This is a genomic window from Scandinavium lactucae (assembly GCF_033843265.1).
GTDB lineage: Bacteria > Pseudomonadota > Gammaproteobacteria > Enterobacterales > Enterobacteriaceae > Scandinavium > Scandinavium lactucae.
Genome location: NZ_JAWXRD010000040.1, coordinates 1 through 20,630, shown reverse-complemented (window position 1 = coordinate 20,630; position 20,630 = coordinate 1). Strand labels below are relative to the sequence as shown.

Annotated in this window: 23 protein-coding genes and 2 tRNA genes; 16 read left to right on the top strand and 9 right to left on the bottom strand. The window is 54.6% G+C overall.

The genetic code is table 11. From position 1 onward, the window contains the following. Nucleotides 1-31: 31 nt before the first annotated feature. On the top strand, nt 32-499 hold the full coding sequence (gene slyB, locus SIK69_RS17755; protein ID WP_319630541.1) for an outer membrane lipoprotein SlyB: 468 nt from the start codon (nt 32-34) through the stop codon (nt 497-499). Nucleotides 500-569: 70 nt separating this feature from the next. On the opposite strand, the gene slyA is transcribed toward slyB, so the two are convergent. After that, nucleotides 570-1,010, bottom strand: coding sequence for a transcriptional regulator SlyA (gene slyA, locus SIK69_RS17750; protein WP_319630542.1), 441 nt, complete (start codon nt 1,008-1,010; stop codon nt 570-572). A gap of 179 nt (nt 1,011-1,189) precedes the next feature. Here slyA and SIK69_RS17745 point away from each other — a divergent pair, with 179 nt between their 5' ends. Genes SIK69_RS17745 through SIK69_RS17735 form a run of 3 tightly spaced genes read left to right on the top strand, consistent with a single transcriptional unit; the run spans nt 1,190 to nt 4,397 of the window. Beyond that, nucleotides 1,190-1,426, top strand: coding sequence for a DUF1656 domain-containing protein (locus SIK69_RS17745; RefSeq protein ID WP_319630590.1), 237 nt, complete (start codon nt 1,190-1,192; stop codon nt 1,424-1,426). Between the two features lie 8 nt (nt 1,427-1,434). Beyond that, a complete protein-coding gene (locus tag SIK69_RS17740; RefSeq protein WP_319786674.1) occupies nt 1,435-2,373 on the top strand; it encodes an HlyD family secretion protein in 939 nt (312 codons plus the stop codon). Next, nucleotides 2,373-4,397 (top strand): FUSC family protein, encoded by a 2,025-nt coding sequence (locus SIK69_RS17735; RefSeq protein WP_319786673.1) that lies wholly within the window; start codon nt 2,373-2,375, stop codon nt 4,395-4,397. Before SIK69_RS17740 ends, SIK69_RS17735 begins: the two co-directional genes overlap by 1 nt. Here the strand turns inward: SIK69_RS17735 and sodC are convergent. The 3 genes from sodC to SIK69_RS17720 form a co-directional block, all read right to left on the bottom strand. Next, the gene (gene sodC, locus SIK69_RS17730) at nt 4,390-4,911 is read right to left on the bottom strand and encodes a superoxide dismutase [Cu-Zn] SodC (protein ID WP_319786672.1); all 522 of its coding nucleotides are present in this window, start codon (nt 4,909-4,911) and stop codon (nt 4,390-4,392) included. The genes SIK69_RS17735 and sodC overlap by 8 nt on opposite strands. A 78-nt stretch (nt 4,912-4,989) precedes the next feature. Continuing rightward, on the bottom strand, nt 4,990-5,886 hold the full coding sequence (locus SIK69_RS17725) for an aldo/keto reductase (protein WP_319786671.1): 897 nt from the start codon (nt 5,884-5,886) through the stop codon (nt 4,990-4,992). Between the two features lie 49 nt (nt 5,887-5,935). Next, nucleotides 5,936-6,175 carry a DUF1289 domain-containing protein gene (locus SIK69_RS17720; protein WP_319630547.1) on the bottom strand — a complete coding sequence of 80 codons (240 nt, stop codon included), beginning with the start codon at nt 6,173-6,175 and terminating at the stop codon, nt 5,936-5,938. A gap of 110 nt (nt 6,176-6,285) precedes the next feature. Between SIK69_RS17720 and SIK69_RS17715 the strand changes: the two genes are divergently transcribed. From SIK69_RS17715 to rnt, 4 genes are all read left to right on the top strand, one after another. Then, a complete protein-coding gene (locus SIK69_RS17715; RefSeq protein ID WP_319630548.1) occupies nt 6,286-6,885 on the top strand; it encodes a TetR/AcrR family transcriptional regulator in 600 nt (199 codons plus the stop codon). A 54-nt stretch (nt 6,886-6,939) separates the two neighbouring features. After that, a complete protein-coding gene (locus SIK69_RS17710; protein ID WP_319630549.1) occupies nt 6,940-8,037 on the top strand; it encodes an alkene reductase in 1,098 nt (365 codons plus the stop codon). A gap of 78 nt (nt 8,038-8,115) precedes the next feature. Then, entirely contained in the window at nt 8,116-8,523 is a 408-nt protein-coding gene (gene gloA / locus SIK69_RS17705; RefSeq protein ID WP_319630550.1) for a lactoylglutathione lyase, read from the top strand. 105 nt (nt 8,524-8,628) lie between these two features. Next, nucleotides 8,629-9,279 (top strand): ribonuclease T, encoded by a 651-nt coding sequence (gene rnt, locus SIK69_RS17700; protein WP_319786670.1) that lies wholly within the window; start codon nt 8,629-8,631, stop codon nt 9,277-9,279. 43 nt (nt 9,280-9,322) lie between these two features. On the opposite strand, the gene SIK69_RS17695 is transcribed toward rnt, so the two are convergent. After that, nucleotides 9,323-9,670 (bottom strand): Grx4 family monothiol glutaredoxin, encoded by a 348-nt coding sequence (locus tag SIK69_RS17695; protein ID WP_319630552.1) that lies wholly within the window; start codon nt 9,668-9,670, stop codon nt 9,323-9,325. A gap of 338 nt (nt 9,671-10,008) precedes the next feature. Between SIK69_RS17695 and SIK69_RS17690 the strand changes: the two genes are divergently transcribed. Next, a complete protein-coding gene (locus tag SIK69_RS17690; RefSeq protein ID WP_319786669.1) occupies nt 10,009-10,812 on the top strand; it encodes a C40 family peptidase in 804 nt (267 codons plus the stop codon). A 122-nt stretch (nt 10,813-10,934) separates the two neighbouring features. Then, nucleotides 10,935-11,516: a superoxide dismutase [Fe] gene (gene sodB, locus SIK69_RS17685; RefSeq protein WP_319630554.1), complete on the top strand. Its 582-nt coding sequence runs from the start codon at nt 10,935-10,937 to the stop codon at nt 11,514-11,516. Nucleotides 11,517-11,557: 41 nt separating this feature from the next. Here sodB and SIK69_RS17680 read toward each other — a convergent pair whose 3' ends face one another. Further along, the gene (locus SIK69_RS17680) at nt 11,558-12,724 is read right to left on the bottom strand and encodes an MFS transporter (protein ID WP_319786667.1); all 1,167 of its coding nucleotides are present in this window, start codon (nt 12,722-12,724) and stop codon (nt 11,558-11,560) included. A 176-nt stretch (nt 12,725-12,900) separates the two neighbouring features. Beyond that, a complete protein-coding gene (cydH, locus tag SIK69_RS17675; RefSeq protein WP_319630556.1) occupies nt 12,901-12,990 on the bottom strand; it encodes a cytochrome bd-I oxidase subunit CydH in 90 nt (29 codons plus the stop codon). A gap of 293 nt (nt 12,991-13,283) precedes the next feature. On the opposite strand from cydH, the gene purR reads away from it, so the two are divergent. Next, the gene (gene purR, locus SIK69_RS17670) at nt 13,284-14,309 is read left to right on the top strand and encodes an HTH-type transcriptional repressor PurR (RefSeq protein WP_319630557.1); all 1,026 of its coding nucleotides are present in this window, start codon (nt 13,284-13,286) and stop codon (nt 14,307-14,309) included. A gap of 18 nt (nt 14,310-14,327) precedes the next feature. Here the strand turns inward: purR and punR are convergent, their stop codons facing one another. Continuing rightward, on the bottom strand, nt 14,328-15,239 hold the full coding sequence (punR, locus tag SIK69_RS17665; protein ID WP_319786666.1) for a DNA-binding transcriptional activator PunR: 912 nt from the start codon (nt 15,237-15,239) through the stop codon (nt 14,328-14,330). A 107-nt stretch (nt 15,240-15,346) separates the two neighbouring features. Here punR and punC point away from each other — a divergent pair, with 107 nt between their 5' ends. Both punC and cfa read left to right on the top strand, forming a co-directional pair. After that, a complete protein-coding gene (gene punC / locus SIK69_RS17660; protein WP_319786665.1) occupies nt 15,347-16,549 on the top strand; it encodes a purine nucleoside transporter PunC in 1,203 nt (400 codons plus the stop codon). 300 nt (nt 16,550-16,849) lie between these two features. After that, nucleotides 16,850-17,998: a cyclopropane fatty acyl phospholipid synthase gene (cfa, locus tag SIK69_RS17655; RefSeq protein ID WP_319630560.1), complete on the top strand. Its 1,149-nt coding sequence runs from the start codon at nt 16,850-16,852 to the stop codon at nt 17,996-17,998. A gap of 31 nt (nt 17,999-18,029) precedes the next feature. On the opposite strand, the gene SIK69_RS17650 is transcribed toward cfa, so the two are convergent. Next, a complete protein-coding gene (locus SIK69_RS17650) occupies nt 18,030-18,671 on the bottom strand; it encodes a riboflavin synthase subunit alpha (RefSeq protein WP_319786664.1) in 642 nt (213 codons plus the stop codon). Nucleotides 18,672-18,900: 229 nt separating this feature from the next. On the opposite strand from SIK69_RS17650, the gene mdtK reads away from it, so the two are divergent. From mdtK to SIK69_RS17635, 3 genes are all read left to right on the top strand, one after another. After that, on the top strand, nt 18,901-20,274 hold the full coding sequence (mdtK, locus tag SIK69_RS17645) for an MdtK family multidrug efflux MATE transporter (RefSeq protein WP_319630562.1): 1,374 nt from the start codon (nt 18,901-18,903) through the stop codon (nt 20,272-20,274). 140 nt (nt 20,275-20,414) lie between these two features. After that, nucleotides 20,415-20,491, top strand: a tRNA-Val gene (locus SIK69_RS17640). A gap of 2 nt (nt 20,492-20,493) precedes the next feature. Then, a tRNA-Val gene (locus tag SIK69_RS17635) sits at nt 20,494-20,570 on the top strand. Nucleotides 20,571-20,630: the final 60 nt, after the last annotated feature.

The following is a 20,630-nucleotide window of genomic DNA, read 5'->3' as shown; positions in this document are numbered from 1 at the left end:
AGAGCGTTACTTGTGAACAGGAGATTCATAAATGATGTTACGTGTATTGGCCGTTTCAATGATTGGGTTCACGCTTGCCGGTTGTGTCAGCAGCAGCGGCCTTTCCGGAGACGTTTATTCCGCATCCGAAGCCAAACAGGTTCAGAATGTGACCTACGGGACGATTGTTCATACTCGTCCAGTACAGATTCAGGGCGGTGATGACTCTAACGTCATCGGCGCAATCGGTGGTGCGGTGCTGGGTGGCTTCCTCGGGAATACCGTGGGCGGCGGAACCGGTCGTTCGTTGGCAACCGCGGCGGGCGCAGTCGCAGGTGGTGTAGCGGGCCAGGGCGTTCAGGGTGCAATGAACAAAACCCAGGGCGTAGAGCTGGAAATCCGTAAGGACGATGGCAATACCATCATGGTGGTGCAGAAACAGGGCGCAACCCAGTTCGCTGCCGGGCAACGTGTCGTGATGGCCAGCAATGGCAGCCAGGTGACCGTTTCCCCTCGCTAATGATCCGGCGTGTATCACCCATAAAAAAAGGCCCTGATTCAGGGCCTTTTTTGTTATTCCGGTCTGAGCGCTAGTCTTTGGCCTGCAGTTCGTTTATGTTCTGCTCCAGCTTACGAATGAGCCCCAGCAGCAGATCCAGTTCTTCAGGCGAGATGCCCGCGAGAATTTCCCCCCGCGTTTTACGAATCACTGTTTCCATATCTTCGATTAGCGGCTCGGCTTTCTCAGTCAGTTTAATACGTTTAGCACGACGGTCATTGGCACAGGTCTGACGCGAAATCAGGCCCTTCTCTTCCAGCTGATCGAGGGTACGAACCAGTGAAGGCTGCTCGATACCAATCGCCTTAGCCAGTTGAATTTGCGACTGTTCCGGGGGCAGCTGATGTATGTTATGCAGCGTAACCCAGTGAGTCTGCGTTAATTCCAGAGGTTTCAGGCGATGGTCAATCAGAGCACGCCAAATGCGCACCAGCCGTGCCAGATCAGAACCCAGTGGCGATTCCAATTTCATCTCCTTATAATTAGCTTGCTAAGTTATTATACTGATTTTAGAATAGTGTGCAGCATTTAAATGCCCAAAACAAATGTATTGGCTCATCCCCGCTAACGAACGGGATGATTTACACTAATGACTATACCGGGCATCGCAGCCCTCTGCCGCACTACTGGATTTGCAAAGGATTTTTGCTCGTGAAGCTGACGCTTAATACTCCGGGACTTCCCCTGCAGGACTTGATTGTTGGGGCCTCAATCTACTTTCCCCCACTGTTCAAAGCGGTGATTCTGGGCTTTCTTATCTGGCTGCTCGCCCATCGCCAGCTGCGCGACTGGATGTACGCGGGTGACGTCTGGCACCCTCTTTTAATGGATCTTTCTCTGTTCGCGCTGGCGGTCTGCCTGGCGCTGGTTCTGATTGTGGCGTGGTAACTCACTCAATGAAAAAAATGAAATATTTCTCCACGCTGCTGGTCGCGGCTCTGGCGCTGGTGGCCGTCTGGCTGGTCTGGAATTACTATATGCAGTCGCCGTGGACGCGTGACGGCAAAATTCGTGCCGAACAGGTCAGCATCACCCCGCAGGTATCCGGAAGTATCATCGAACTCAACGTCCGGGATAACCAGCAGGTAAAAGCCGGGGATGTACTGTTCCGTCTCGATGCGACGCCATTTCGCATTGCGGTGATGACCGCCCAGGCCCAATATGCCAAAGCGTTGTCAGACATGGCGAAAGCGAAGTCAGATTGGAATAAAGCCCAGTCAGATATGGACAAGGCCCGTCGTGAAGCTGACCGCCGTCGTAATTTACCGAAAAACTTTATTTCGGCGGAAGATCTCGACACCGTCAATAATGCTTTGAAAACGGCGACCGCTAATGCCGAAGCCGCCAAAGCCAGCGTCGCCGCAGCCAAAGCCAGTGCCGATGCGGCTAACGCGGCCCTTGAACACGCCAACTGGCAGCTGGCGCAAACCGACGTCAAAGCGCCGGTTGATGGCTGGGTCACCAATCTGTCGACCCGCACCGGGGATTATGCCGCCGTCGGCCACCCGGTATTTGCACTGGTCGATAGCCATTCGTTTTATGTCGTCGGCTATTTTGAAGAGACCAAACTGCGCCACATTCGTCCTGGCGGCGCGGCCAGTGTGGTGCTTTACAGCAACGGACAAACGTTACAGGGTCACGTTGGCAGTATTGGGCGCGCTATCTCGGATCAGAGCGTCGGCCCGGAAGGCAGTTTGATCGCTGACGTCAAACCAACCATTCCCTGGGTGCGACTGGCTCAGCGCGTTCCGGTTCGCATCGAATTCGATAAGCTGCCAGAAGATATCATTCTGGTTGCGGGGACGACCTGCACCGTCTCGATCGGCGGCCAGTAATGAATTTACAGGCGCTAACCTGGCGGTCGCTGCCATGGGTAAAGGCCACACGCCCGCAATGGCGGTATGCCTTACGTAACGGCATCGCGATGTGCCTGGCCCTAAGTTTTGCCTATTACATCAATCTGGATCAGCCCTACTGGGCCATGACCTCTGCGGCGGTCGTGAGCTTTCCGACCGTGGGCGGAGTTATCAGTAAAAGTCTGGGGCGTATTGCCGGGAGTCTGCTGGGGGCCTGCGCGGCGATTTTAATTGCCGGGCACACCATGACCGATCCGTGGCTGTTTCTGTTCGGGCTGTCGGCGTGGATTGCCCTGTGCACCTGGGTCTGCGCGATGTACCTGAACAACGCCGCCTATGCGTTCCAGCTTGCGGGCTATACCTGTGCGATTATTGCCTTCCCGATGGTCAATCTGGTGGATGCCACACATCTATGGGATATCGCCCAGGCTCGCGTATGTGAAGTAATACTCGGTATCGTCTGCGGGGCGCTGATGATGATGATCATGCCGAGCACCTCAGATGGCACCACCCTGCTGACCGCGCTAAAGAACATGCATGCGCGTATTCTGGAACATGCCAGCCTGCTGTGGCAGCCGGAAACCACCGATGCGATTCGTACCGCGCATGAGAGCGTTATTGGTCAGATCCTGACCATGAACCTGCTGCGCATTCAGGCATTCTGGAGCCATTACCGCTTCCGTCGCCAGAACAGCCTGCTGAACTATTTGTTACATCAGCAGCTGCGCATGACCAGCGTGATTTCCAGCCTGCGCCGGATGCTGATTAACTGGCCTGAACACCCCGCCAATACCCGCGAGGTGCTGGAAAAATTACTCGCCGAGCTGGCGAAGCCTGGCGCAAACGCCTATAGCGTGGCCCGGATAATCGCCCCGCTGGCCCCGCGCGACCCAATGGATTACCGGCATCAGGCATTCTGGCAACGCCTGCGTTATTTCTGCCGCCTGTATCTGACCTCCAGCCGCTGGCTAAAACGACTGCAAAATGCCTCGGCGATCACCGAGTTTGATGTGCCCGCAGCCCCCGCACTGACTCGCCGGACTGACCATGCCGAGGCGCTATGGAACGGGCTGCGCACCTTCTTCGCCCTGATTATGGTTGGCGCATGGACCATCAATACCCAGTGGGCGTCCGGCCCGGCAGCACTGACCCTGGCGGCCATTTGCTGCGTGCTCTTTTCTATCTCACCTTCACCCTTCAACTCCCTGACCTTGCTGCTGCGCACCCTGCTGCTGCTGTCGCTATTCAGCTTTGTGGTCAAGTTTGGCCTGATGGTGCAAATCAGTGACCTCTGGCAATTCCTGCTGTTTCTGTTCCCCCTGCTGGTCACCATGCAGCTGTTCAAACTGCAAATGCCGAAGTACGCCGGGCTATGGGGGCAACTGGTGGTGTTTATGGGATCGTTCATTTCGGTGACCAACCCGCCGGTGTATGATTTCGCCGGTTTTCTTAACGATAACCTGGCTAAGATTATCGGCGTGGGGCTGGCATGGCTGGCCTTCGCGGTGCTCAAACCGGGATCGGATGCCCGTAAAAGTCGCCGCCATATTCGGTCGTTACGGCGTCACTTTGTCGATCAGCTCAGCCGTCGCCCGCAGCAAAGCGAACATGAGTTTGAATCGTTGGTTTATCATTACATCAGCCAGCTCAGTAACAGCCGGGATGCGCTCTCCCGCCGGTGGCTTCTGCGCTGGGGGGTGGTATTACTCAACTGTAGCCATGTGGTCTGGCAATTGCGAGACTGGGAAACCCGCTCTGACCCGCTGGAGCGAGTGCGCGACCTGTGTATCAGCCTGCTGCGCGATGTGATGAGCGAGCGTGGCGTTCAGCAGCGTCCGCTGGCCTCGGCACTAAGCGAGTTAAAACGAATTTATGAAGCGTTGGGCCACCATCATCAGCCTGCCGCCAGAGAACTGGCGGCGATTATCTGGCGTTTGTACTGTTCACTGTTGCAGCTAGAACAAGCGCCGGTTGCGGGGACAATCGAGGAACGGGCTACTTAATGACCCCGCAGGCAAAACGCGCCCCGCCACCGCCAAGTGGTTTTGGCTGATCGGCCATATTATCCCCGCCGATGTGGACCATCAGGGCTTTGCCTTTCACCTCATCCAGTTTTTTCAGCCGCGGAGCCAGCACCGGCTGCGTGGCTTTTCCATCATTATTCACCACCAGCACCGGCAAATCGCCGAGGTGCCCCATGCCGTTTGGCCCTTCATGCTTGCCCGAATGATCGGGATCGAGATGACCGCCTGCCGATTCGGCAGCGCTGGCTTTCCCCTCTTTCAGGGCGGGCTGGCAGCTACCGTTCGCATGAACATGAAAACCATGCTCACCGGGTGGTAACGCTTTGAGATCGGGGGTAAATTCGAGGCCTTTATCGGTTTCAGTGATTTTCACTTCGCCGATCGACTGTCCGACGGTTTGCGGGGTGACGAGATTCATCTCCACTTCGGTACTGGCGGCATACGCGCCGGTTGAAATGGCCAGGGTCAGTAAGGTAAGAGTGATGCGCTTCATAGTACCTCCAAAAAAAAGGTTCCTGATAAGTCTAAACCAGGAACGCTTTTTTGGTCGGAACGTTAGCGCAAAGCAGAATTACGGCACGTCGTAACCGAGTGCGGCCTTGCGAATGCGGAACCACTGCTGACGGGTCATGTTAAGATTTTCAGCGGCGATCGCCGAACGCACGCGTTCAATCTTACCGGAACCGATGATCGGCAGCGGCTGGGAAGGCAGGCGCATCACCCAGGCGTAAACCACCTGTTCAATGCTTTCGGCGTTGAGTTCGGTCGCGACTGTCGCCAGCTCATCACGCAGCGGCTGGTATTTCTCATCGTTGAACAGGCTCCCGCCGCCCAGACAAGACCACGCCATTGGGCGCACGCGCAGCTGTTGTAGCTGGTCGAGCGTGCCGTCAAGCAGCAGCGGCTGATGCACCGGAGAGAGTTCAACCTGGTTGGTCGCCAGGGTAAACGGCAGCCGTGATTGCAGGAGGGAGAACTGGGCTGGCGTGAAGTTGGAAACACCGAAATGACGTACTTTGCCGCTCTGATGCAGCGCGGTAAAGGCTTCTGCCACCTCGTCGGCATCCATCAGTGGATCTGGGCGGTGGATCAGCAGCAGGTCCAGTTGGTCAATGGCCAGATGGGTCAACGACTGTTCGGCGCTGCGCACAATATGGTCTTTGTCGGTGATGTAGTGCCCGATGGCGTTTTCCGCCCGCGCGGTGGTCGCTATCCCGCATTTGCTGACCACTTCCATACGTGAGCGCAGGTGCGGGGCCAGTTTCATGGCGTCGCCGAAGGCCGCTTCGCACAGGTAGCCGCCATAAATATCGGCGTGATCGACCGTCGTCACCCCGAGATCAAGATGTTGTTCAATGAAGCTAACCAACTGCTGCGGGGACATGTTCCAGTCCATCAGACGCCAGTAGCCCATCACAAAGCGGGAGAATTCCGGGCCATTAGGCGCGAGAGTAATACGCTGAACCATACAAGCTTCCTCAACAGAAAAATTTCATCGAGTATACGCACATTTAGGGTCAAAACAGTGAAGGCTGATCAGGTTCTTCAGGAGAAAGGGTTTTGTTTGCACGGATTTTGCGCAGCAGACGTTGGCGGCAGAGGCGAAGCACCTCTTGCTTTTGGGCATCGTTGAATTGTTGCCAGTTGAAACGCTCGTCACGGCTGCGCATACAGCCCCTACAATAGCCGCGTTCATCAGACTGACAGATACCCCGGCACGGGCTTTGTACCGGGAAAAACTCCAGTTGTTCTGCCACACCGCCCCCTGTCATTTGCTTACTCTCATTGAAGCCTGATATCGCTCTTCCTGCAACTGCCAAACACTTTTCGCTTGCATTAGACCAATCGGTCTACTACATTTAGCCCCATGAACAAACACACCGAACATGATACTCGCGAACATCTCCTCGCCACTGGCGAACGGTTATGTATGCATCGCGGCTTTACCGGAATGGGATTGAGCGAACTGCTGAAAACGGCGGAAGTGCCGAAAGGCTCGTTTTATCACTATTTCCGCTCTAAAGAAGCATTTGGTGTGGCGTTGCTTGAGCGTCACTACGCCGATTACCACTGCCGTCTGGCTGAGCATTTTGCCCACGGTGAAGGCAACTACCGTGACCGCCTGCTGGCTTACTATCAGCATACCCTGACCCAGTTCTGCCAACAGGGGATTATCAGCGGTTGTCTGACGGTGAAACTCTCCGCCGAGGTGTGTGACCTCTCAGAAGTGATGCGCACCGAAATGAACAAAGGGGCCAGCCAGATTATTGTCCTGCTGAGCCACGCACTGGAAGAAGGCCGTAAAGAGAAGAGCCTCACCTTCCACGGTGATGCCCATACCCAAGCCGAGGTGCTGTACTCCCTGTGGCTGGGGGCGAACCTTCAGGCCAAGATTTCACGCAGTTCGACGCCGCTGGAAAGCGCGCTCGAACATGCAAAGACTATGATTGCCGCGCCTGTCATATAAACAGGCGTTTTTATTTCACGAATCACTAGACGACCGGTCTACTCAGGAGTTCTTATGTCACAACAGAAACTGTTCACCCCGCTGAAGGTCGGCGCTGTTACTTTGCCTAACCGCGTACTGATGGCCCCGCTGACGCGCCTGCGCAGCATTGAACCGGGTGACATTCCAACCCCACTGATGGGTGAATACTATCGCCAGCGCGCAAGCTCCGGCCTGATTATCTCCGAAGCTACACAGATTTCTGCCCAGGCGAAAGGCTACGCTGGCGCACCCGGCCTGCACAGCCCGGAGCAAATCGCGGCATGGAAAAAAATCACCGCTGGCGTTCACGCTGAAAACGGCCTGATGGCAGTTCAGCTGTGGCACACCGGGCGTATTTCGCACAACAGCCTACAGCCAGGCGGCCAGGCACCAGTTGCCCCTTCTGCGCTGAGCGCAGGTACCCGTACCTCCCTGCGTGATGCCAACGGCAACGCGACCCGTGAAGATACCTCTGTCCCGCGTGCGCTGGAACTTAGCGAGATCCCTGGCATCGTGGATGACTTTCGTCAGGCGGTTGCTAATGCACGCGAAGCAGGTTTCGACCTCGTCGAACTGCACTCTGCTCACGGCTACCTGTTGCACCAGTTCCTGTCGCCTTCCGCTAACCAGCGTACCGACCAGTACGGCGGCAGTATCGAAAATCGTGCCCGTCTGGTACTTGAAGTGGTTGATGCCGTCAGCAAAGAGTGGAGTGCCGATCGCATTGGTATTCGCGTATCGCCAATTGGTTCTTTCCAGAACACGGACAACGGCCCGAATGAAGAAGCCGATGCGCTGTATCTGATTGAAGAACTGGGCAAACGTGGCATTGCTTATCTGCACATGTCCGAGCCAGACTGGGCAGGCGGTCAGCCTTATACCGAAGAATTCCGTCGTAAAGTACGTGAACGCTTCCATGGCCCGATTATCGGGGCCGGTGCCTACACCCCTGAAAAAGCGGAAGACCTGATTGCCAAAGGCCTGATTGACGCTGTGGCGTTTGGTCGCGCCTACATCGCCAACCCGGACCTGGTTGCACGTCTGGAGCGTAAAGCGGAACTCAACCCGCAGCGTCCGGAAAGCTTCTACGGCGGCGGCGCGGAAGGCTATACCGATTACCCTGCTCTCTAATCCCCTGATTGATAGCGGCGGGCATCCGCCGCTATACTGATATTCCTGTTTTACGAACAAGACCTTAAGGGAAAGAGAATGCGCCTACTTCACACCATGCTGCGCGTTGGCGACCTGCAACGCTCGATTGATTTCTACACTAAGGTGCTGGGCATGTCGCTGCTGCGCACCAGCGAAAACCCGGAATACAAATATTCTCTGGCTTTCGTCGGCTACGGCCCGGAGAGCGAAGAAGCGGTTATCGAACTGACCTATAACTGGGGCGTCGACAGCTATGAGCTGGGTAGCGCCTATGGTCATATTGCACTGAGCGTTGATGATGCAGCACAAGCCTGCGAGCGCATCCGCAATAACGGCGGCAACGTCACTCGCGAAGCGGGTCCAGTGAAAGGCGGCAGCACGGTCATCGCCTTCGTTGAAGATCCGGACGGCTATAAAATCGAACTGATTGAAGCCAAAGACGCTGGTAAAGGTCTGGGTCATTAAGGTTCATGGGTGCTAAGGCACCCTTTTTTTACTCCCGCCTCTGCTGCAACCGCCGGCAAAATTTGCCATAATGCGCGCTACTTTTTGTAAGCCTAAGAGATCCTGATGTCCGACAACGCTCAACGTAATGCACTGTGCGACCGCTTCCGTGGTTTTTATCCTGTAGTCATTGATGTAGAAACCGCAGGCTTTAACGCCAAGACGGATGCACTGCTTGAAGTGGCCGCCGTGACGTTGAAGATGGACGAAGACGGCTGGCTAATGCCGGACAGCACACTGCATTTTCACGTTGAACCGTTTGAAGGGGCAAATCTGGTCCCTGAGGCGCTGGCTTTTAACGGGATTGACCCTAACGATCCTGAGCGTGGTGCCGTCAGCGAGTACGATGCCCTGCATGCCATTTTTAAAGAAGTGCGCAAAGGAATGAAGGATCAGGAGTGTAACCGCGCGATCATGGTGGCGCACAACGCCACGTTCGATCACAGTTTTATGATGGCCGCTGCCGAGCGTGCCGGGCTGAAGCGTAACCCATTCCATCCGTTCGTCACCTTCGATACTGCGGCATTAAGCGGCCTGGCATTAGGCCAAACCGTGCTGTCGAAAGCCTGCCTCGCAGCGGGGATGGCATTCGATGGTAACCTCGCGCACTCTGCCCTGTATGACACGGAACAAACCGCACAGCTGTTCTGCGAAATCGTCAACCGCTGGAAGCGTCTCGGCGGCTGGCCGTTGCCGATGCCAGAAAACGCAGAATAAAAAAAAGCGACCATTGGTCGCTTTTTTATTGCCAGACAAAGACTTACTCAGCAGGCTGCTCGTCGTCTTTATGCTTAGCCGCCGTCTCTTTGATAAGCGTCTGCAGTTCACCGCGCTGGTACATCTCAATCAGGATGTCACAGCCGCCAACCAGTTCGCCATCAACCCACAGCTGCGGGAAGGTTGGCCAGTTAGCGTATTTCGGCAGCTCGGCGCGAATGTCCGGGTTCTGCAGGATATCGACGTAGGCAAAGCGCTCGCCACAGGCAGACAGTGCCTGAACCGCCTGAGCGGAAAAACCACAGCTTGGCAGCTTCGGAGAACCCTTCATATACAGAAGGATTGGGTTTTCAGCGATTTGGCTTTGGATTTTCTCAAGAGTGGTGCTCATGTCTTGCTTCCTTAAACTTCTTTTTATGACTGTAGTCAATCAGTGTAACGCCAACGACTGCTGTCAGAAAATAACATTTTGTTCACGCAAATACATTTTACCTCTGGCGCGGTGAAGTTGCCTTAAAAATATGCCTTTATCGGCCACGCCGCCCATAGCTTGAGCATTTTCCGAGCATCTTATGTCAACATTGACGCATTTTTTTGCAGTCGCTAACGAAACAGTGCATCAGATACAAAAAGTATATTAACAATAAGTGTTTTTATGCATTAGAATCGATTCGTTTTGTCAATCATACCCAGGCATGAGTGTTTGCCTGCCTAACAGAGGAATGCTCAGTGGCGCGAATAAATAAATTCTCGATCACGCTCTGCGCTTTACTGTTTACATCGCTGTCGATGACCCCTTTGTCTCATGCGTCTGAACAGGCGCGGTCTTCTGCTTCTCAGAAATCGCACCAGGCCAAATCAGACCGCAAAAAGAAAACCACCAGCAGCAAAAGCAAAACCACCGCGAAAAAGAAAACCAGCACCGTTAAGCAGAAAACGGCCGCAAAAAGTAAAACCACTTCCACCGTCAGCAAAACCGCCTCTTCTCGAAAAACCCGTAGCCCCGCATTAAAAACCGCCTCGGCAAAAATGGTGCAGAGATGCAGCGCGCGTAAAGGCCATAAAAAGAAATGCGTTAATGAAGAAGTGAAGCCGCTGACCATTGCGGATGCGCACAAAGCCCGCGTGCAGAAAGCACAAAAAACGGCGATGAATAAATTGATGGGCCAGATTGGCAAACCTTACCGGTGGGGTGGCTCGTCGCCACGTACCGGTTTCGACTGCAGCGGTCTGGTTTATTACGCCTATAAAGACCTCGTGAAATTCCGTATTCCGCGCACCGCGAATGAAATGTACCATCTGCGCGATGCCCGTTCCGTTGACCGTGGCGAGTTGCAAAGTGGCGATCTGGTGTTCTTCCGCACCCGTGGCCGCGGCACTGCCGATCATGTTGGGGTATATGTCGGGAATGGAAAATTCATCCAGTCACCTCGCTCTGGTCGCGATATCCAGATTACCTCCCTGAGCGAAGATTACTGGGCAAACCATTATGTCGGTGCACGCCGCGTGATGACGTCGAAAACGATTCGCTAACCCCTCACCCTGCCGTGAAAGCGGCTGGGTAAGTTCCTCTTTAGCCACATCTTTTAATTTGCTACCCTATCCCTACTCAATACATGGCTATTGGGTATTAATAACAATAGGGAGAATAAGCAATGTCATTCGAATTACCTGCATTACCGTATGCAAAAGACGCCCTGGCACCACACATTTCCGCTGAAACGCTGGAATACCATTACGGCAAGCATCATCAGACCTACGTCACCAATCTCAACAATCTGATCAAAGGCACCGCTTTTGAAGGCAAAACCTTAGAAGAAATCGTGCGCACGTCCGAAGCGGGCGTGTTCAACAACGCCGCTCAGGTATGGAACCACACCTTCTACTGGCACTGCCTGGCACCGAACGCCGGTGGCGAACCAACCGGCGAGGTCGCGGCCGCCATTAACGCAAGTTTTGGTAGCTTTGCCGAATTCAAAGCGCAGTTCACCGATGCGGCGGTTAAAAACTTCGGCGCAGGCTGGACCTGGCTTGTGAAGAAAGCGGACGGCAAACTGGCTATCGTGTCCACGTCTAACGCGGGTACCCCGCTGACCACGGATGCGAAACCATTACTGACCGTAGACGTATGGGAACATGCGTATTACATCGACTACCGTAACGCCCGCCCGAACTACCTCGAGCATTTCTGGGCGCTGGTAAACTGGGAATTTGTTGCTAAGAATCTGGCAGCATAATTTCTGGCCCGGCGGATAGACCTCTCCCGCCGGGCATATTCTTAATGGCTTGAAAACGCTTCTTCCGGCTGACGACGACCACTAAACAGCACCACCAACAGGGCAATACCGGCAATAATCGCGCCCATCACCGGCACAAAGCTGTAGCCGAGGCCGCCGGAAATTACCGCCCCGCCCGCCGCCGCGCCCAGCGCATTCCCCAGATTGAACGCCCCGATATTCACCGATGACGACAGGCCTGGCGCTTCATGGGCCACGCGCATGACGCGCATTTGCAGCGGAGGCACCACCGCGAAGGTCGCGGCACCCCAGATAACCATACTCACGGCCGCACCAATTTCACTCTGCGCCAGCCATGGAATCGACACCATGATAACAATCAGTAGCAGCAGGAAGCCTTTCAGCGTGCCGGTCACCGAACGGTCGGCAAACTTGCCGCCCAGATAGTTACCGAGCGAGAAACCCACCCCAATCAATACCAGCATCGCGGTAATAAACTGCGGGGATGCCGACGTCAGGCTATGCAACACGGGCGAAATGTAGGTGTACAGGGTGAACATCGCGCCTGCACCGAGCACGGTGGTCAACAGGGCCGTCAGCACCTGTGGACGCATCAGCACCGACAGTTCCTGTTTCACATTCGGGCGTTCACCACTGCTCCCTTTTGGCAGAGAGAACCACAGACTGAGCATCGCCACCAGGCCCAGACCAGCCGTTGCGAGGAACGACATCCGCCAGCCGATGGTTTCACCGAGCCAGGTTGCCGCCGGAACCCCGCCGATGTTGGCGATAGTCAACCCCATAAACATGGTCGCCACGGCGCTAGCCTGTTTGTGTTTCGGCACAACGCTGGCGGCCACCACCGAGCCAAGCCCAAAGAATGCCCCGTGGTTTAAGCTGGTAATAATGCGTGACAGCAGCAGCGTGGTGTAATCCGGCGCGATAGCCGAGAGCACATTACCAAGAGTGAAAATCGCCATCAGGAAAATAAGCGCATTACGCCGTGCGCGATGAGAGAGCAGCAGCGTCATCAGCGGTGCCCCGGCCATCACCCCAATGGCATAAGCACTGATCAACATTCCCGCCACGGGAATAGAGACATCGACGCCTTTGGCAATCACCGGCAGCAGGCCCATCGGCGAAAACTCCGTGGTGCCGATGGCAAACGCCCCTATCGCTAAGGCCAGCAGGGGAAAATTGATTTTCATGGTACGACTCCAGTCAGCCATCCGCCGGGAAGGGGGATGGTGCAAAAACAGAAGTCAAAAGCATGACATCAATCACAAAAAAACAGAAGTAAACAAAATGGCAAAAGTTTTTTGCGAAATTGATAACAATCAGAAGGGAAATGAGAAGGAGGAAGAGATTTCTCCCTCCGGGTAAATCAGTGCAGTACGGCGGTCAGCCCGGCGGCCACGATCAGGGCCAGAGCAATTACGGTCGTCATTAAAGAGAACTTCAGGTCGGTACTCATCAATTTTTCTCCTTTTAATCCCCACAACAAAAGTGAGCCTGCTCATTTTTGCACAATCATACGCAAAAATCTCGCAGGTTTTCGGCGCATAACGATTTTTCTCTTTCCCTTTCCGTAAGAATCAGACAAAATTCCACGCTAATTTAAAAGCGTAGCAGCCATTGACCCCCTCCCGTCGTTCTGTGTCGTTTCCCGGCGTACCGCAATTCAAATGAATTGTATCCAGGGTGTGTAAAGGCAAACGTTTTCGTGTCGATAATCAGGCGTAAGGAAAGGGTCTGGAGTGAGAACGAATGGCAACAATTAAAGATGTAGCGAAACGCGCAAACGTTTCCACTACAACTGTATCACATGTAATTAACAAGACTCGCTTCGTGGCGGAAGATACCCGCAACGCGGTATGGGCAGCCATCAAAGAACTGCACTACTCGCCAAGCGCCGTGGCGCGCAGCCTGAAGGTCAATCACACCAAGACTATTGGCCTGCTGGCGACCAGCAGCGAAGCAGCCTACTTTGCCGAGATCATTGAAGCCGTTGAAAAAAGCTGCTTCGAAAAAGGCTATACCCTGATTCTGGGGAACGCCTGGAACAACCTCGAAAAGCAGCAGGCGTATCTGTCGATGATGGCGCAAAAGCGCGTCGATGGTCTGCTGGTGATGTGTTCGGAGTACCCGCAGGCGGTGCTCGACATGCTGGAAGAGTATCGCCACATCCCGATGGTGGTGATGGACTGGGGCGAATCGAAAGCCGATTTTACCGACTCCGTGATTGATAATGCTTTCCAGGGCGGCTATTTGGCCGGACGTTATCTGGTCGAACGTGGTCACCGTGAAATCGGAGCGATCCCAGGCCCAATGGAGCGTAACACCGGAGCGGGTCGTCTGGCGGGCTTTATGAAAGCGATGGAAGAAGCGCAGATTAACGTGCCTGAAAACTGGATCGTGCAGGGCGACTTCGAACCGGAATCCGGTTATCGCGCAATGCAGCAGATCCTTGCGCAACAGCCGCGCCCTACCGCCGTCTTCTGCGGCGGCGACATCATGGCGATGGGTGCCCTGTGTGCCGCTGACGAGATGGGTTTACGCGTGCCGCAAGATATTTCAGTGATCGGTTACGATAATGTGCGCAACGCCCGTTTCTTTACCCCGGCGCTGACCACCATTCACCAACCGAAAGATTCGCTGGGCGAAGCCGCTTTTGACATGCTGCTCGACAGGATCGTCAACAAGCGTGAAGAGTCGCAGTCGATTGAGGTGCATCCACGCCTGATCGAACGCCGCTCGGTAGCTGACGGTCCGTTCCGCGACTATCGCCGCTAATCACCTCTCAGGGGCCGGTTATTCCGGCTCCTGCAACCACTCTTTATTCAACGTTTCACTGTCCCCCAGATAGTCCAGCAGCCAGCTTAACGCCGGTGACATGTCATTTTGTTGCCAGGTCAGACAACACGCTGCATCCGGGAACGGATTTTCCAGCTCCAGCGCCACCCACTCCCCGCTGTCGATATACGGTCGGGCAAAGTGCGTAGGCACCATTCCGGCGCATAAACCGGCAGACAAACAGGTCGCGGACGACTCCCAGTCCGGCACGACAATCCGTTTCTGGTTATCCAGCAGCCAGGTGATGCGTTTTGGCAATGAGCGCGAGGTGTCTTCGCGCACCAATGATGGCCAGTTGCGCAACACGTCATCACTCAGCGGACCGCGCATTTGCGCCAGCGGATGTCGGCTGGAGACCACACAGTTCCAGCTCAGCATTCCCATATCGCGAAACGCGTAACGTCCTCCGACCGGAATGGCCTGCGTGGCACCAATCGCCAATTCGACACGGCCGTCAGATAACGCATCCCACACGCCGTTAAATACTTCCTGGAACACACACAGTTCGACATCCTGAAAGTGGCGATAAAAATCGACAATCATTTGCCGGGTGCGCTCCGGACGGACGATGTTATCCACCGCAATCGCCAGACTACCGCGCCAGCCATTGGCAATTTGCTGGCACTGCTGACGGGTGATCTGCATTTTTTTGATAACAGACCGTCCCTCCTTCAAAAACCACGCCCCGGCGGGCGTTAATTCGACGTCGCGATGCCGTCGTTCAAACAACGGAACCGCCAGCCACTCCTCCAGCTGACGAACGGTATAGCTGACCGCAGAAGGCACACGGTGCAACTCCTGCGCGGCGGAGGTAAAGCTGCCGTTACGCGCCACGGCGTCCACGACTTCAAGCGAATATTCTGACCACATAGGCTGCCTGCAAAAAATTTGATTCCACCAGACAAATATTAGCGTTTCACAAGCGAAGTTGCACTCCCTACACTCTGCTGCCATGTACACCTGCGACGAGAAATAGAATGAACAATATTCCTGGTAAAGGATTTTTATGCTGGCTAGCGGGCCTAAGCGTGCTCGGTTTTCTGGCGACCGACATGTATTTGCCCGCGTTTGCGGTAATTCAGAATGATTTACAGACCCCGGCGGCAGCGGTTAGCGCCAGCCTGAGCCTGTTCCTGGCCGGGTTTGCGTTTGCTCAGCTGCTGTGGGGACCGTTATCCGACCGATATGGTCGGAAACCTATTCTGCTGATCGGCCTGGCCATTTTTGCCATTGGCTGTATTGGCATGCTGTGGGTGCGTGATGCCACTACGCTGCTGGTGCTGCGCTTTATTCAGGCCTTCGGCGTGTGTGCCGCCGCCGTTACCTGGCAGGCAATGGTGACCGATTATTATCCGCCAGAGCGCACTAACCGCATTTTCGCGACGGTGATGCCGCTGGTCGGGCTTTCCCCTGCGCTGGCTCCGCTACTCGGAAGCTGGATCTTGCATCACTTCGAATGGCAGATGATTTTCGCCACTCTGTTTGCCATTACCCTGGTGCTGATGGTCCCGGCGCTGCGACTGAAAAAGCCGACGCAGAACGTGCCGCATAAAACAGAGAAAGCGCTGACCTTTATGACCCTGCTGCGCTCTCGCGATTATCGTGGCAACGTGCTGATTTATGCCGCCTGCTCTGCCAGCTTCTTTGCATGGCTGACCGGTTCACCGTTCATTCTTAGCGCTATGGGTTATGGCCCAACGGTGATTGGCCTGAGCTACGTGCCGCAAACCATCGCCTTCCTGGTCGGTGGCTACGGCTGTCGTGGCGCATTGCAGAAATGGAACGGTCAGCAGATGCTGCCGTGGCTGTTACTGGCCTTCGCGGTGAGCGTGGCGGGGACCTTTGCGGTAGGCCTGACCGCAGGCAGTTCTCTGACCGCCCTGCTGATCCCGTTCTGCCTGATGGCGATGGCCAACGGCGCGATTTACCCTATCGTGGTGGCTCAGGCGTTACGTCCGTTCCCACAGGCGACCGGACGTGCAGCCGCACTGCAAAACACCTTACAGCTCGGCCTGTGCTTCCTTGCAAGCCTGGTGGTCTCCACGCTGATTGCCACCCCGCTGCTGACTACCACCAGCGTGATGCTGTTCACCGTGGTCCTGGCGGGCTGGGGATATCGGATGCAATATGTTGCACAGCGTGATGAAAATGAAGGCACTGCACGTGAATCACACGCATAGTGTCGTTAGCAACTATGTAACAACTCAGTCATTAGTGTGCTAAGAATTTTTTATTGAATCACTCATTTTTGCGGCCTATACTGATTCTGCATCACATAATTACGATAAATATTAGCGATTAACGGGGGAACGGATCTCCCCCGTTTCCCCACGGATGGCCTTTCGGCAAGGGATATCTCCCTTCCTCTGTTCTACGTCGGATAGCAGACTCACGGCAACGTCCGTGAGAGTTCTCACATAACCAAAAAAGCGTCTACGCTGTTTTAAGGTTCTGATCACAAGCCGCGTGATGGAGAAGCTATGAGTTCATCGTGTATAGAAGAAGTAAGCGTGCCCAATGATGACTGGTATCGAATCGTCAACGAAATGTTGAGTCGGGCCGGTATCAGAATTAATGGTTCCGCTCCCTCAGACATCCGGGTTAACAACCCTCTTTTCTTTAAGCGCGTGCTACAGGAAGGGTCACTGGGATTAGGCGAGAGTTATATGGATGGCTGGTGGGAATGCGAACGGCTGGATCTGTTTTTTCAGCACGTTCTCCGCGCCGGACTTGAAAGCCAACTCCCCCGCCACCTCAAAGATACGCTGCGTGTCGCAGGCGCGCGTCTGCTCAATCTACAAAGTAAAAAACGTGCCTGGATAGTCGGTAAAGAACATTACGATTTGGGCAATGATTTGTTCAGTCGGATGCTCGATCCGTTCATGCAATATTCCTGCGCGTACTGGAAAGAGGCGCAAACTCTGGAACAGGCGCAAGAGGCCAAGCTGGATCTCATTTGCCAGAAACTACAATTGCAGCCTGGCATGCGAGTACTGGATATCGGCTGCGGCTGGGGCGGTCTGGCATATTATATGGCGAAAAACTACGGCGTCAGCGTGGTCGGGGTGACCATTTCTGCCGAACAGCAAAAAATGGCCCAGGCACGTTGTGAGGGGCTGGACGTGCAAATCCTGTTGCAGGACTATCGAGATTTGCAGGACCAGTTCGACCGCATCGTATCCGTTGGCATGTTTGAACACGTTGGGCCGAAAAATTACGCCACCTACTTTAACGTGGTGGATCGTAATCTGAAACCAGACGGCCTGTTCCTGCTGCACACCATTGGGTCAAAGAAAACGGATAATAATGTCGATCCGTGGATCAATAAATACATCTTCCCGAACGGCTGTCTACCCTCAGTTCGCCAGATTGCTATTGCCAGCGAGCCGCACTTTGTGATGGAAGACTGGCATAACTTCGGTGCTGATTACGACACCACACTGATGGCCTGGCATTCACGTTTTATAAATAGCTGGCCGGAAATTGCGGACAATTATTCAGAGCGTTTCAAAAGGATGTTCTCGTATTATCTGAATGCCTGCGCGGGGGCATTTCGCGCCCGTGATATTCAGCTTTGGCAGGTGGTTTTCACGCGCGGTGCCGAGGGGGGCTTACGCGTCGCACGTTAAAAAAACAAACCCCGGCAAGCCGGGGTTCTTTTTATTCGTCAGCGTTGAGCTGCTTTATCGCCGATTCTTTCGCGGCCAGCACACGCTCAACCGTGTCGACCACCGCCTGAGTTTGCGGATCAATCTCGATATTCACCTTCTCGCCTAATTTCTTCTTGCCAAGCGTGGTGCGCTGCAATGTTTCCGGAATCAGATGCACGCAGAAACGGGTGGGCGTCACTTCCCCTACCGTCAGGCTAATGCCATCAATGCCAATAAATCCTTTATACAGGATGTATTTCATGAGGGTCGAGTCCTGAACCTTAAACCATATCTGACGGTTATTTTCCGAGGTCAGGATTTTCGCTACGTCGGCAGTGGTCATGATATGGCCGGACATCAAATGGCCGCCAATTTCATCGTTAAATCGCGCCGCGCGTTCAACGTTCACCACATCACCTTCTTTGAGTTCGCCCAAATTGGTAATCCGCAGCGTCTCTTTCATCAGGTCAAAACTGATGTGACTGCCGTTAATTTCGGTTACCGTCAGGCAGCACCCGTTATGCGCAATGGACGCCCCGGTTTCAATTCCCTCGAGCATATGCTCAGGAATTTCAACCACATGGGTACGAAAGTTAGGTTTTTCGTCGATGGACACAATTTTAGCCGTGCCCTGAACGATTCCAGTAAACATGCCATTAACTCCTGTCTCTAAATCATCACCGTCTTTTATATCCCGAACAATAACAGTTGCGATCGTACCTTGCCAGTCAGGTAGTGCTCCCTGCCATTTTTTTGACTGGCTTAATACCCATTACTCGCTACAATATATTCGAAAATTCCTCTGCTCTTTCTTCTTGCTGCCCGTGTCGGCGGCTTTGTTAGTCTCTTCAACAATAACAATCAATAAAAGGTATTTACCCGTGCAAAAGTACGTTATTGAAGCGCGCCAGCTTCTCGCGCTGGCCATCCCGGTCATCATTGCGCAGGTGGCGCAGACCGCAATGGGCTTCGTCGACACGGTCATGGCGGGTGGCTACAGCGCCACTGATATGGCCGCCGTTGCCATCGGCACCTCTATCTGGCTCCCGGCCATTTTGTTTGGTCACGGCCTGCTGTTGGCTCTGACGCCGGTGATTGCCCAGTTGAACGGATCCGGACGTCGCGATCGCATCGGGCATCAGGTTCGCCAGGGATTCTGGCTCGCTGGATTTGTCTCAGTGCTGGTAATGGTCGTTCTGTGGAATGCCGGTTATATCATTCACGCGATGCATAATATCGACCCGGAACTGGCGGATAAAGCCGTCGGCTATTTACGTGCGTTGCTGTGGGGCGTGCCGGGCTATTTGTTCTTCCAGGTGTGCCGTAATCAGTGTGAAGGCCTGGCGAAAACCAAACCGGGCATGGTGATGGGGTTTATTGGTCTGCTGGTGAATATCCCGGTGAACTACATCTTCATCTACGGTCATTTTGGGATGCCGGAACTGGGCGGCGTTGGCTGCGGCGTGGCAACGGCTTCCGTCTATTGGGTGATGTTCTTTGCGATGGTCTCGTACGTAAAACGCGCGCGCTCGATGCGGGATATCCGCACTCACGAAGGCTTCGGCAAACCCGACTACGCGATTATGAAACGCCTGGTGCAGCTCGGCCTGCCGATTGCTCTGGCGCTGTTTTTCGAAGTGACGCTGTTCGCGGTTGTAGCGCTGCTGGTTTCCCCACTCGGGATTATTGACGTAGCCGGTCACCAGATTGCCCTCAACTTCAGTTCGCTGATGTTCGTATTGCCGATGTCACTGGCAGCGGCGGTAACTATCCGCGTCGGCTTCCGTCTGGGACAAGGTTCTACGCTGGAAGCGCAGACTGCCGCGCGTACCGGGTTAGGTGTTGGTGTGTGCATGGCGGTGATGACCGCGATATTCACCGTCTCTCTGCGGGAACATATCGCCCTGCTGTATAACGACAATCCTGAAGTCGTAACCCTGGCCTCACAGCTGATGCTGCTGGCGGCGGTGTATCAAATCTCCGACTCGATTCAGGTTATCGGCAGCGGCGTGCTGCGAGGTTATAAAGATACCCGCTCCATCTTCTTTATCACCTTCACCGCCTATTGGGTGCTCGGCCTGCCGAGCGGTTATGTGCTGGCGTTAACCGACATGGTAGTGCCGCGTATGGGCCCGGCGGGGTTCTGGATGGGCTTTATCATCGGTCTGACCTCTGCGGCGATCCTGATGATGCTGCGGATGCGTTTCCTGCAACGTCAGCCGTCAGCCATTATTCTGGCCCGCGCGGCACGTTAACCCCCCTAAACAGCCGCTTCACGGCGGCTGCTTTATCATCAGTTTGTGCAGTGTTTCCGCAATCGCGTGAAAACAGAAAGAAAAGTGGCAATTGCCTCTTGCCACTTCCCCTCCCTGCCGCTAATATTCGTCCCCGTTGTGCGTCCGTAGCTCAGTTGGTTAGAGCACCACCTTGACATGGTGGGGGTCGGTGGTTCGAGTCCACTCGGACGCACCAATGCGTTTATAGCTCAGTTGGTTAGAGCACCACCTTGACATGGTGGGGGTCGTTGGTTCGAGTCCAATTAAACGCACCATCCTTTTGTGCGTCCGTAGCTCAGTTGGTTAGAGCACCACCTTGACATGGTGGGGGTCGG